The sequence below is a fragment of the Brachybacterium netajii (SeqCode) genome, assembly GCF_054114245.1.
In genome coordinates this window covers 510,287-522,369 of the sequence record NZ_JBSYXB010000002.1, presented here as the reverse complement: position 1 = coordinate 522,369, position 12,083 = coordinate 510,287, and the positions used below count along the sequence as shown (strand labels likewise).

14 protein-coding genes are annotated in these 12,083 nt (G+C 74.5%); 4 read left to right on the top strand and 10 right to left on the bottom strand.

The window, feature by feature from the left end:
* Positions 1-87 precede the first annotated feature (87 nt).
* Positions 88-741 (top strand): SIMPL domain-containing protein, encoded by a 654-nt coding sequence (locus ACXET9_RS06090; protein WP_457885604.1) that lies wholly within the window; start codon positions 88-90, stop codon positions 739-741.
* On the opposite strand, the gene ACXET9_RS06085 is transcribed toward ACXET9_RS06090, so the two are convergent.
* From ACXET9_RS06085 to ACXET9_RS06075, 3 genes are all read right to left on the bottom strand, one after another.
* Positions 704-2,029 carry an acyltransferase family protein gene (locus tag ACXET9_RS06085; RefSeq protein WP_457885603.1) on the bottom strand — a complete coding sequence of 442 codons (1,326 nt, stop codon included), beginning with the start codon at positions 2,027-2,029 and terminating at the stop codon, positions 704-706. The two genes, ACXET9_RS06090 and ACXET9_RS06085, sit on opposite strands and share 38 nt — an antisense overlap.
* A gap of 69 nt (positions 2,030-2,098) precedes the next feature.
* Entirely contained in the window at positions 2,099-2,368 is a 270-nt protein-coding gene (locus ACXET9_RS06080) for a hypothetical protein (RefSeq protein WP_457885602.1), read from the bottom strand.
* Positions 2,365-2,892: a hypothetical protein gene (locus ACXET9_RS06075; RefSeq protein WP_457885601.1), complete on the bottom strand. Its 528-nt coding sequence runs from the start codon at positions 2,890-2,892 to the stop codon at positions 2,365-2,367. The genes ACXET9_RS06080 and ACXET9_RS06075 overlap by 4 nt, the downstream gene beginning before the upstream one ends.
* A 252-nt stretch (positions 2,893-3,144) precedes the next feature.
* Here ACXET9_RS06075 and ACXET9_RS06070 point away from each other — a divergent pair, with 252 nt between their 5' ends.
* The 3 genes from ACXET9_RS06070 (at position 3,145) to ACXET9_RS06060 (ending at position 5,778) form a co-directional block, all read left to right on the top strand.
* Complete coding sequence (locus ACXET9_RS06070) at positions 3,145-4,479, top strand: sensor histidine kinase (protein WP_457885600.1); 1,335 nt, start codon at positions 3,145-3,147, stop codon at positions 4,477-4,479.
* Entirely contained in the window at positions 4,476-5,141 is a 666-nt protein-coding gene (locus tag ACXET9_RS06065) for a response regulator (RefSeq protein ID WP_457885599.1), read from the top strand. Before ACXET9_RS06070 ends, ACXET9_RS06065 begins: the two co-directional genes overlap by 4 nt.
* Positions 5,142-5,226: 85 nt before the next feature.
* Positions 5,227-5,778: an N-acetyltransferase family protein gene (locus tag ACXET9_RS06060; protein ID WP_457885598.1), complete on the top strand. Its 552-nt coding sequence runs from the start codon at positions 5,227-5,229 to the stop codon at positions 5,776-5,778.
* A 4-nt stretch (positions 5,779-5,782) separates the two neighbouring features.
* Here the strand turns inward: ACXET9_RS06060 and ACXET9_RS06055 are convergent, their stop codons facing one another.
* From ACXET9_RS06055 to ACXET9_RS06025, 7 genes are all read right to left on the bottom strand, one after another.
* Positions 5,783-6,475 carry an endonuclease III gene (locus tag ACXET9_RS06055; RefSeq protein WP_457885597.1) on the bottom strand — a complete coding sequence of 231 codons (693 nt, stop codon included), beginning with the start codon at positions 6,473-6,475 and terminating at the stop codon, positions 5,783-5,785.
* A complete protein-coding gene (locus ACXET9_RS06050) occupies positions 6,472-7,542 on the bottom strand; it encodes a cation diffusion facilitator family transporter (RefSeq protein ID WP_457885596.1) in 1,071 nt (356 codons plus the stop codon). Before ACXET9_RS06050 ends, ACXET9_RS06055 begins: the two co-directional genes overlap by 4 nt.
* Positions 7,543-7,586: 44 nt before the next feature.
* On the bottom strand, positions 7,587-8,726 hold the full coding sequence (locus ACXET9_RS06045; RefSeq protein ID WP_457885595.1) for a sulfate/molybdate ABC transporter ATP-binding protein: 1,140 nt from the start codon (positions 8,724-8,726) through the stop codon (positions 7,587-7,589).
* Complete coding sequence (locus ACXET9_RS06040; RefSeq protein ID WP_457885594.1) at positions 8,723-9,418, bottom strand: ABC transporter permease; 696 nt, start codon at positions 9,416-9,418, stop codon at positions 8,723-8,725. The genes ACXET9_RS06045 and ACXET9_RS06040 overlap by 4 nt, the downstream gene beginning before the upstream one ends.
* Before the next feature lie 102 nt (positions 9,419-9,520).
* Entirely contained in the window at positions 9,521-10,318 is a 798-nt protein-coding gene (modA, locus tag ACXET9_RS06035; protein WP_457885593.1) for a molybdate ABC transporter substrate-binding protein, read from the bottom strand.
* Positions 10,315-10,752 (bottom strand): TOBE domain-containing protein, encoded by a 438-nt coding sequence (locus tag ACXET9_RS06030; protein ID WP_457885592.1) that lies wholly within the window; start codon positions 10,750-10,752, stop codon positions 10,315-10,317. Before ACXET9_RS06030 ends, modA begins: the two co-directional genes overlap by 4 nt.
* 90 nt (positions 10,753-10,842) lie before the next feature.
* Positions 10,843-12,078, bottom strand: coding sequence for a YeiH family protein (locus ACXET9_RS06025; RefSeq protein WP_457885591.1), 1,236 nt, complete (start codon positions 12,076-12,078; stop codon positions 10,843-10,845).
* Positions 12,079-12,083 lie beyond the last annotated feature (5 nt).

Genomic DNA, 12,083 nt, shown 5'->3' with positions numbered 1-12,083 from the left:
GCCGCAGGGCCGTCGCCCGGGTCGCCCGGATACGATTCCGCGGGTGCGGGACCGGAGCGGCCGGGCCCGTCCGGAGGAGGCACGAGGATGACCACGATCCAGGCGCGCGGCGAGCACGAGAGCCACCATGTGGCGGAGCGGGCGACGATCACCGCCCGCATCTCGATCGCCTCGGAGGATCGCGAGCGCAGCATCGCCGAGGCGACGGCTCTGCACGGGCGGATCATGGGGATCGCGCGCGACCTGCGCGAGCAGGGGGCCGCGACCTGGCATGCGGGAGAACCGATCCGCACCTACGGGACCCGCACCTACCGCGAGGGGAAGTCCCGCCGCGTCGTCATCGAGCACCGCACGACCTCGGCGGTGCGCGTGAAGGTCTCCGATCTCGAGCAGGTCAGCACCCTGGTCACGCTCCTGGCGGAGATGGGGGCGACGACCGACGTCGACTGGAGCCTCACCGAGGCCTCGCGCCGCGAGCACGAGAAGGCGGCGCGGAGGTCCGCCGTCCGCGTCGCCCGCGAGATCGCCGGCGACTACGCGGAGGCGCTGGGGGAGAGGGTCGGGCTGGTCGTCTCGATCTCCGACGTCCCCGGGGGCGGGGCGATCGCGCCGATGGCGGCGAGCATGCGGATGGTCGCGGGCGGCGCGGGCGCGGTGGAGGCGGCCGAGGTCACGATCGCCGAGATCACCGTGCGCGCCGAGGTCACCGGTCTGTTCGAGACGGTTCCGCTCGACGGCTGAGCGGGCGCACCACCCCGAAGACGAGGAGCCCGGCCCCGGGCAGCAGCGGCCAGATCCAGTGCAGGCCGTCGGGGCCGACGATCCCCGACGAGGCCATCACGGCGAGTCCGGCGATCACGCAGGCGGCCGCCGCGAGCGGACGCCATGCCGCCGGTGCCGGGCGGTCGTCCGCGCGGGGATCCTCGAACCGGCCCATGAGCAGGACGATCCCGCCGGTGATCAGGAGCAGGGCCGCGCACCACAGGGGGCGCGTCGCCCACCACACGCCGGTCAGCGGCGTCGGCAGCAGTCCCAGCCCGCCGACGGCGAGCAGCAGATGGGAGAGGCCGACGAGCGCCGTGAGGTGCCAGAGGAACCAGGTCATGATCCGGCGGTTCACGAGCACCGTCACCATCCACAGGCGCGGACGGCGCAGCGCCGCGGCGAGCGGCCCCTCGAGGCTCAGCACGAGACCCGCCTGCAGCATCCCGAGGAACGCCATCGTCACGCGCGTGGGGCTGGAGTTCGAGATCGCGTCGGAGCCGGCGGTGATCATCGAGACCGGGTAGGGCCCGAGAGCCACCAGCAGCACCAGGCCGACGGCGCCGACCGCGGCCAGCAGCAGGCGCCGCGGGACGCCCTGCAGGCGTCCGTCGAGCCAGGCGTAGCCGACCTGGTGGAAGGCCGCCCATACCAGCAGGTAATTGGGGTAGCCCAGCAGTGGGCTGTCGGCGGCGATGCTGACCGCGTCGACCGCCCCGGCGAGCAGGATCCCGCCGACGATCGACGCCCATCCCCAGCGCTCCCACAGCACCAGGCAGGGCGGTCCCGCGATGATCACCAGCAGGTAGGCGGCGAGGAACCAGGTCGGGACCAGCGCCATCTGCGAGGCCAGCTGCACGGTCGCGGCGTCGGCCCCGGCGGCGAGGGCGATCGCGCAGACGACCAGCCACACCAGCAGCAGCGGGACCAGCGGGATGCCCAGGCGCCGCAGCCGCGCCCGCAGCCAGGCGCCGTAGGACGTGCCGCGCCGTCGGGCGGATCGCCAGGACAGGCCGTTGGAGTAGCCCCCGACCAGGAAGAAGATCGGCATCACCTGGAACACCCAGGTCAGCGGATGCGTCCAGCGGGCGCCGTCGAGGACGCCGTGGGGGAGGATCCCGCCGTCGACGTCGACCGCCATGATCGTCCAGTGACCGAGGACCACCACGGTGATGGCCGCGGCCCGCAGCAGGTCCACGACCCGGTTCCGGCTGGCCGGCGTGGCGGCATCGATCTGCTCGGCGCGGCTGAGGGAGGGCGTCGTCACCGGGGACTCCTGTCGTCGGCGCCGCGGGGCGGCGGGGGCGAGGGCGGGCCTCCGGGGCGCGCCGTGGGGTCAATGTACCGGCGGCTCTCCATGCCGGTGCGTCCGTCGGCGTCGTCGGTCGATCCGCCAGGCGAGCACCGCCCCGACGATCGGGCAGCCGAGCAGGAGGATCCGCGAGGAGCCGCCGAGGACGGCGCCGGCGGCCGACGGCCCGCCGGTGGAGGCGACCAGGAGCGTCGCGAGGGCGTCCTGGAGGACGAGCGCGGCGAGGAGCCCTCCGAGGGCGCCGAGCAGGGCGATGCCGACGGCGCGCGCTGCGCTGGTGCGGTGGCGGCTCATCGGGCGCCCCGGTCGGACGGGGCGGGACGGCGGTGCAGCGAGGACTGCAGACCGAGCGCGATCGCGCCGCAGGCGAGCCCCCAGAGGGCATTGGTCAGCAGCATCGGGAGGATCGCGAACGGATGCGCGAGGGGGCCCGAGAGGGTCCCTGTCAGCAGCGGCGAGAGCACCCCGCTGAGCACGATCGCGAGCAGCGCGTAGACGATCCCGGCGGCCGTGAGGGTCGCCAGCGGCGAGCGAGTGCGCAGGAGGACCGCGGCGAGCACCCACACGAGGGAGATCAGCGCGGTCGTCGCGAGCGGCAGCAGCGGGCCGAAGAGCTCCACTCCCGCCTGATCGAGGAGGATCCGGATGACGGGCCTGACCAGGGCGAGAGCGCCCAGGCCGAGGGCGATACCCCAGGCCGGACGCAGCAGGTCGAACCCTGAAGCAGAGGATGAGGGATGAGGGGAGGGCGACCCTGAGGCGGAGGTCGAGGTCGAGGGTCGAGGGCGGGTGCTGTCGGAGCTGGTGTCGATGTCCATGTTCCGACGGTAGGGAGCCCGGTGCACCGGACGCGTCGGCCTGCGGTCTCCGCCCGGAGCGCAGGATCGCGGTCCTCGTCTACGTCGAGGAGCGACATCGGACTCCGCCCGAGGTCGCATGCCGCGGCGGCGCGCGCCTCCTAGGCTGGACGCGACGACACCGCGACGCAGGCGCGCAGCAGCGCCCGGCGGATCGGCAGCACAGGAACGGATCGACAGCGCAGGAGGAGGGCGATGGCGATGGAGCCGACCATGTCCACCGCGTCGCCGCGTCGCCTCCGCATCGTCGATGCGCTCCTCGGCACCGCCGTCGCGCTCGTCCTCGCGCTCGTCATCGCTCTGGCGTCCGTCGGCGGCTCCGGGACCGCCGCTGCTCCCACCGCCCTCGCCTACGTCTTCGCGCTCGGGTTCGGCGGCGTGCTCCTGCTGCGCCGGCAGCTGCCCGTCGGCGTGCTCGTCCTCAGCGTTCTGGGCACCTTCGCCTACTACAGCCTGCAGCTGCCGACGATCGGTGTCGCGCTTCCCGTCGTCGCGGCCCTCGGCTCGGCCGCCGAGCAGGGTCGGCTGCGGGCCGCGGGCATCGCCGGGGCCGTGGTCGTGGCGGTCGCCCTCGCCTTCCGGCTGCGCGACGACCCCCAGCCGCTCGGCTACCTCCTCGGCACCGACACCGCCATGAACCTCGCCCTGGCGGCCGCAGCGCTCGCCCTCGGCCACGCGATCCGCACCCGCCGCGAGCGGGACCTCCAGCAGCGCGTCATCGCCGAGCTCACGGCCGAGAGGGCCGATCGCGTCGCCGAGGAGCGGGTGGCCGGGGAGCGGGAGCGGATCTCCCGGGAGCTGCACGACACCCTCGGCCATGCGCTGTCGGTCATCGCCCTGCATGCCGGCGTCGGCCGCGAAGCCCTCGCGGAGGGGGCCTCCGACGGCTCCGAGACCGCCGAGGCCGCCGCGGCCCTCGAGCGGATCCGCGAGCAGTCCTCGGCCTCCCTGCAGGAGCTGCGCGCCATGGTCCGCATGCTCCGCGCCGACGAGGCCGCCCGCGAGCGGCACGTGCGCTCCCTCGCCGACCTCCCGGCCCTGCTCGAGCGCATGCGCGCGGCCGGCCTCGAGATCGATGCGGAGATCGACGCGGAGATCGCCGCGCCGTCGGAGCCGCGGGACGGGGCATCGACGGCCGACGCGCGGATCCCCGCCCTGGTCGACGCCGCCGCCTACCGGATCGTCCAGGAGTCCCTGACCAACGTCCTGCGCCATGCCGAGGCGACCCGCGTGGAGATCCGCATCGTCCGGGAGGACGAGCAGCTGCATCTGACCGTGCGCGACGACGGACGGGGCCCCGCCCCCGCGAGCATCACCCCGGCACGCACCGCCTCCGGGCCGACCGGTGCCGCCCGGGTCGGCACGGGCCTGGCCGGCATGGCGGAACGGGCGCGCCTGCTCGGCGGCGTCCTCGACGCGGGCGGCGGCGCGCACGGCGGCTTCGTCGTCGACGCCCGCCTGCCCCTCCCGCCCGCCGCAGCCGACGCCCCGGCTGACGCCTCAGCCGACGCCCCGGCTGACGCCCCGTCGCCCAGGAGGACCCCGTGATCCGCATCGTGCTCGTCGACGACCAGGAGATGGTCCGCACCGGGCTGCGCGCCCTCGCCGAGCGCGACGGCGACATCGAGGTCGTCGCCGAGGCCGCCGACGGCGAGGAGGCCCTGCGACGGATCCGCCGCGAGACGCCCGACGTCGTCCTGATGGACATCCGCATGCCGCGCCGGGACGGCATCGCCGCGACCGCCGCGATCACCGCCGACCCCGCGCTCGCGAGCGTGCGGGTGATCGTCCTGACCACCTTCGACGAGGACGAGGACGTGCTCGGGGCGATCGCCGCCGGAGCCAGCGGATACCTCCTCAAGGACGTCGCCCCCGCGGACCTCCGCGCCGGCATCCGCACCGTCGCCGCGGGCGGCTCCCTGCTCTCCCCGGCGGTCACGACGACCGTCCTCGGCCAGCTCGAGCGGCGTCTCGCGCACCGCATCCGCCCCGCGCTGATCGACGGACTCACCGCCCGGGAGCGGGAGGTGCTGCGGCGCGTGGGCCTGGGGGAGTCCAACGACGAGATCGGGGCGAGCCTGCACATCAGTCCCGCGACCGCCCGCACGCACGTCTCCCGTCTGCTCGGCAAGCTCGGAGCCCGCGACCGATCCCGCCTCGTCGTCCTCGCCTACGAATCCGGGCTCGTCCGCCCCGGCGACGTCCCCTGAACCCTGCCATCCGCGTCGGCGGGCGCCGCCCGCGCCGCGGGGCGGCGCCGCCCACCGCCGCCCGCGCCGGTGCGAGAATCCTCCGGTGCAGATCATCGACGCCGTCAGCGCTCATCTCCCCGCCATCACCGCGATCCACAACGAGGCGGTCCAGCGCACCACCGCGATCTGGAACGACACGGTCGTGACCGTCGAGGACCGGGCCGCCTGGCTGCAGGCCCACCGCGATGCCGGTCTGCCGGTCCTCGCCGCCGTCGACGCCGCCCCGGGGGAGCCGACGGAGGGAGCACCCCTCCTCGGCTACGCGACCTACGGCCCGTTCCGGCCCCACGACGGCTACCGCCGCACCGTCGAGCACTCCGTCTACGTCGACGGCACCGCCCGCGGCCGAGGCATCGGCACCGCGCTCATGCATGAGCTCCTCGCCCGTGCTCGCGCGCAGGGCGTGCACGTCATGGTCGCCGCGATCGACGCCGACAACACCGGCTCGATCCGCATCCACGAGCGCCTCGGCTTCGCGCACGTCGGCCTCATGCCCCAGGTCGGCGAGAAGTTCGGGCGCTGGCTCGACCTCGCGCTGCTCCAGCTGGTCCTCGACGACCGCCCCGCACCCGTCGGCGCCGACGAGCCCGCCTGACGCCTCAGGCTCCCGAGGGCCGGGCTCGTCGTCCGCGCGACGCCGCCCGGACCTTGCCCTCCTCGACGATCAGCCCGTGCAGCTCGGCCAGCTCCTCGACGGAGAATCCCGCCCGAGCCACCGCCGGCGCGATCTCCCGCCGGAACGCCGCATAGGTGCCGGGCACGCGATGCCCGCGCTCGCGCAGCAGGCGCCGCGCGTACTCGTCGCACACCAGCACCGGCCGGGCGAAGCAGTACAGGGCGATCGCATCGGCGGTCTCCTCGCCGACGCCCTCGACGCCCAGCAGGGAGAGGCGCAGCGCGGCATCGTCCAGGGACGCCGCCGGTCGATCTCCCTCCGCCGGCCGGTCCGCAGCCGCTGTGACCGTCAGGTCTCCGTGGTCGCGCATCCAGCGCGCGAGGGCGAGCACGCGCCGCGGCTTCGAGGAGGGGAACCCGGCGGGGCGGACGAGGGCGCGCACCGTCTCCTCGTCGGCCTCGGCGAGAGCGGCGGGTGCCAGCAGGCCCGCTCCGCGCAGCGTCTCGACCGCGAGCGACGCCTGCTCCCAGCGGGAGCGCTGGACGAGGACGGCGCCGACGGCGATCTCGAACGGCTCCTCCCCGGGCCACCACCATCCCTGCGGGCCATGGCGCTGGAGGAGGTCCGCGTGCAGGGCGCGCAGGTCGACGAGGTCCAGCCCGGCGGGGATGCTCACCCTCGGTCCCCGTCCGCTCCCCGGGACCGCTCCGCGGCGGGGGCGTCCTCGTCGTCGTACCAGTCCGGCAGCGGCTCCGGCGCGAGATGCTCCTGCGGGCCCGGCCGCGACAGCGTCAGCATCGCCCGGCGGACCGCCGGCCGGGACTCCAGCAGGTCCTCGACCGCCTGGACCTTCTCCTGCAGCACCGACTCCGGGAGATCGCCGACGAGGTCCACGGAGGCGATCACGAACAGCTGCTCCGCGCCCACCCATTCGGTGTGCAGGAAGCTGACCGACTCGATGTCCGGATGCTCCAGCAGCGTCTCGAGGACCTGCTGACGCGCGAGCGGCGACCCGCCCTCGCCCGTGAGGAAGGCCGTGTTGCGCGAGATCAGCATGATCGCGACCAGGCCCAGCAGGATGCCCACCAGGATCGACCCGATCGCATCCCACACCGGATCGCCCGTGACCTGGTGCATCGCCATGCCGCCCGCGGCGAGCAGCAGACCGACCAGCGCGCAGGTGTCCTCGGAGAAGACCGCCCGCAGCATCGGATCCGAGGTCGTGCGCACGTACCGCAGCGGACTGATCCGGCGCGCCCGCGCCCCCGTCCGCGCCTGCCGCAGCGCCTGCAGGAAGCTCGTGCCCTCGAGCACGAAGGAGATCCCCAGCACCAGGTACGCCCACCCGTACTGCGCCTCGCCGCTCTCCTCGGCGCCCAGCGAGATGATCCCGTGCCACACCGACACCGCCGACCCCAGGGCGAACAGGCCGATCGCCGCGAACATCGCCCACACGTAGCCGTCGCGGCCGTAGCCCAGCGGATGGCTCGCATCCGCCGGACGGCGGGAGCGGCGCTCGCCGATGATCAGGAAGATCTCGTTGCCGGTGTCGGCCCAGGAGTGCGCGGCCTCGGCGAGCATCGAGGCGGATCCGCTGACCGCCGCGACCGCCGTCTTCGCGATCGCGACCAGCAGGTTCGCGCCGAAGGCGAGGAGCACGGTCAGGGAGCTGCCGCCGGATCCGGGCTCAGCGGATCCGGGCCGAGCGGGGTCCGGGACGGCGGGGGAGTGCGCGGCGCTCATCGCCCCATTGTGCGCCGATCCCCGGAGCGCACGGGGCGCCGCCCTCAGACGCGGGCGGGCTCCCCGGAGGATTCTCCGGCGGGCTGCTCATCGGGTGCTGCGGACCGCCCCGAGACGGCGTGGACGGAGACGTCCTCCGCCGGGATCACCGCGCGCACTGCATCCCCGGGGCGCAGGCCCAGCTCGGCGATGCGATGCGGGGCGAGATCCGCGGAGAGGTCCTCGGTGCGCACGCGCACGAGGTCGCCATGGGGCTCGAGCCGGCGGACGGTGCGGTGCAGGAGCGCATGCGATGCGGCGGGCGGGGTCTCCCGGGCCGTGCCCAGCAGACGCACGGCGGAGGGGCGGAAGACCGCGCGGACGCTCTCGCCGTCGGCGTGCCCGGATCCGCCGGGCAGGCGCCCGCCGTCGGCGAGCTCGACGGCGCCGTCCGCCCAGACGCCGGTGAGCATGTTCAGCCCGGCGAAGCGGGCGGCGAAGGTCGTCGACGGACGGGCGAGCTGCGCGAGGGCGGGCCCGTGGGACACGACGGCGCCGGATTCGATCACGGCGATCTGCTCGGCCAGCGTGATCGCGTCGAGCACGTCGTGGGTGACGAGCAGCGCGGGCGTCGTCTCGAGGACCGCGTCGAGCTGCTCGCGGATGACGGGGGCGACGTCGACGTCGAGCGCGGCCATGGGCTCGTCGAGCAGCAGCAGCGAGGGCTCGGCGGCGATCGCGCGGGCGATCGCGATCCGCTGCGCCTGGCCGCCGGAGAGCTGGCTCGGCCGACGATCGGCGAACTCGGCGAGCCCCAGCTCGGCGAGGAGCGCACGGGCCCGGGCCGCGGCGCCGCGGCGGGAGACCCCCTGGGAGCGCAGCGCGAAGACGACGTTCCCGAGCGCCGTCAGATGCGGCAGCAGCAGCGGGTCCTGGGAGAGCGTGGCGATGCGGCGCGCATGGACGGGCACCCAGGTGCGGGTGCGCCCGGCCTCGACCTCGGCGAGCACGCGCCCGTCCAGGACGATGCGGCCGTCGCGGGGCCGCAGCAGCCCGGCGACGAGCTGCAGCAGCGTCGACTTCCCGGCGCCGTTGGGGCCGACGATCGCGACGGCGCTCGCAGCGCCCGTCGGCGCGACCAGATCGAGCTCGAGGTCGATCTGGACCCCGCGCTCGGGGACGCTCGCATGGATCTGCAGGCTCACAGGGACGGCCTCCTCCGGGCGGCGGCGATGACGAGCACCGCCACGACGATGAGCAGGAACGAGAGCGCGACGGCGGCGTCGGGCTCGACCTCGCGCTGCAGGTAGATCTCGAGCGGGAGGGTGCGGGTGGTGCCCTGCAGCGAGCCCGCGAAGGTGATGGTCGCACCGAACTCGCCGAGGGCGCGGGCGAAGCTCAGCACGGTCCCCGAGACGAGGCTGGGGGCGACCAGCGGGAGCGTCACCCGCAGCAGCACGCGCGTGGGACGGGCGCCGAGGGAGGCCGCGGACTGCTCGTAGCGGGTGCCGGCGGTGCGCAGCGTCCCCTCGAGGCTCAGCACGAGGAAGGGCAGCGCCACGAAGGTCTGCGCGAGGACGACGGCGGCGGTGGAGAAGGCGATCTGCACGCCGAGCACGGACATGGTCGAGCCCAGCAGCCCCTGGCGCCCGAAGGTGTACAGCAGCGCGAGGCCGCTGACGACGGGCGGCAGCACGAGGGGGATCAGCACCATCGCGCGCAGCACCGAGATCCCGGGCATGGTCGAGCGGGCGAGGACCACGGCCATCGGCACGCCCAGCAGCACGCACAGCACGGCGGTGGTGGCGGCGGTGCGCAGCGAGAGCCAGAGCGCGGCCAGCGAGCTCTCCGAGGTGATGAGGGCGGGATACTCCGCCCAGTTCACGCGCGAGGCCATCGCCACCAGCGGCAGCAGGACGAACAGCGCGCCGATCGCGGCGGGCGCGATCGCCCAGCGGGGCAGCGTGCCGGCGTCTCGACAGGGACGGTCACCGGGAGATCATTCCCCCGGGGCGAGGAAGCCCGCGTCGGAGAGCGCGGTCTGCCCGTCGCCGAGCACGTAGGCGACGAACTCCTGGCCGAGCTCGGCGTTCTCGGAGCCCTCGATCGTGGTGATCGGGTAGGTGTTCACGGCCTCGGCGGACTCGTCGAAGGCGATGCCCTCGACGGCGTCGCCCGCCTTGGCCACGTCGGTGACGTAGACCAGGCCGGCGTCGGCCTCGCCGGAGCTGACCTTGGTGAGCACGTCGGTGACGCTCTGCTCCTCGGACACCGGGGTCAGGGTGAGGCCGGCGGCCTCGGCGACCTTCTTCGTGGCGTTGCCGCAGGGGACCTGCTCGGCGCAGATGACGAGCTTGAGGTCGGGATCCGCGAGGTCCGCGAGGGTCTCGACGCCCGCCGGGTTGCCCGCGGGGACCGCGATCATCAGCGTGTTGGTGGCGAAGTCGACCGGCTCCTCGGCGTTCAGGCCGTCGGCGACCAGGTCGTCCATCGTGTTCGTGTCGGCCGTCGCGAGGACGTCCGCCGGGGCGCCCTGCTGGATCTGCGAGACGAGGTCCGAGGAGCCCGCGAAGCTGAACTGGACCGTGACGCCCTCGTGGGCGGCCTCGAACTCCTCACCGATCTGCTCGAAGGGCACCTGCAGCGAGGCGGCCGCGTAGACCGTCAGGGTGGTCTCGGTCGCGGCGCCGGAGGCGCCGCCGCTCGCGGCGTCGGCATCGTCGGAGCCGGAGGAGCAGGCGGTCGCGGTGCCGAGCAGCACGAGGGCCGCCGCGGCGGCGGTGAGGAGACGCTTCATGCGGAGTGTCCGTTCTCGGGAAGGGGGTGGATGTCCTCGAGGGCGGCCGCGTCGATGACGACGTTGGTGGCCTTGACCGAGGCGGTGGCGACGCTGCCCGGCTCGAGCCCGAGCTCGCGGACAGCCTCGCTGGAGATCAGCGAGACCACGCGGTAGGGCCCGCACTGCATCTCGACCTGGGCCATCACGGTGTCCGCGGTGACCTTGACGACGATGCCGGTGAAGTGGTTCCGGGCGGAGCTGCGCGTGGCGCCGTCGGCCCCGGGGGCGACGGCGTTCTCGCGGGCGAGCCGCGCGACCTCCGTCCCCTCGAGGACCTTGCGGCCCGTCGCATCGGTGGTGGCCGTGGCCGATCCTCGGTCGATCCAGCGCCGGACGGTGTCCTCGCTGACTCCCAGGAACAGGGCGGCATCGCGTACTCGCAGCTGCGTCATGCCGTCCATCCTAGGCACGCACCTGCGGGACCTTCGGCCTCGGTCGGGAGCAGTTGCTGTGTCGTGATCACCGCTCCCATGCGTCGGGCCTCATGCGATGAGCAGGACTCCGACGAGAGCGATCCCGGCGACGAGCAGCGTGGACAGCGACGCCAGGAGGATCGGACGCGGACCGATCCGGAGGAGGCTGCGCAGGCGCACCCCGCAGCCGAGGGCCAGCATCGCCCCCGCGAGGAGCGTCGTCTGCGCGGTCGACGCGAGGGACAGCAGAGCCTCCGGCAGCGGCAGGAGCGTCCGCAGCAGCACCGCAGCGAGGAAGCCGATCACGAACAGCGGCACCAGCGGGGGCCGACGGCGCTGCGGGACCGACGACGCCTCCCGACGGTCGTGCTCATCGCGGCCGTCGGCGAGCGAGGGGATCCCGGCGGCGGGGACGACCCGCTGCGCGCGTCGCCGGGCGAGGCCGAGCGTCGCCATGACGGGGGCGAGCATCAGGATGCGGGCGAGCTTGACCACCACCGCCGTGGACAGCGCCCCGCCGCCGATGAGTCCGCCGGCGGCGACGACCTGCGCGATCTCGTGGATGGATCCGCCGGCCCAGCGGCCGGCGTCCTCGGCGCCCAGGCCCAGGAGCGAGGAGGCCGCGGGGATGGCCGCGATCATGAGCGAGCCGAAGAGCACCACCAGCGCGACCGCGGTGACCGTGTCCCGCTCGAGGGCCTCGCTCGGCCCGGCTCCTCCGGCTCGTCCGTCTCGTCCGTCTCGTCCGTCGGGGTCGTCGGATTCGAGGACGCCGGCGGTCGCGGCGACGGCCGCCGCCCCGCAGATCGAGAAGCCGCAGGCGATCAGCAGCGTCAGCGTGCGACCGACGCGCAGGATCCTCCCGAGCGCGAGGGTGCCGAGGATCCCGATCGCGACGATCGCGACGACCATGAGGATCGTCGGCGCACCCAGCGCGGCGACGTCGGCGAGGGAGAGTTGCAGGCCCAGCAGCACGATCCCCGCCCTCAGCAGACCGCGGGAGGCGAGGGCGAAGCCGGGGGCGGTCGCGGCGGGCAGCGGGACCAGGTTCGCCGCGGCGACGCCGACGATGATCGCGATGATCAGCGGGCTCAGCAGCGGGATGTGCGGAGAGATCAGCTGCGCGAGGACCGCGACGCCGAGGGCGATGCCGAGCCCGGGCAGCAGACGCGTCCACCGCTCCCGCCGCGCAGCGCCGTGGGAGCCGTCGGCGGGAGTGGGCGCGGGGGCGCCCCCAGCGACCGTCGCCGCGACCGTCGCCGCGCCGTCGGCTCCTGCGGGCAGGATCTTCACGTCGTGACTCATGGATC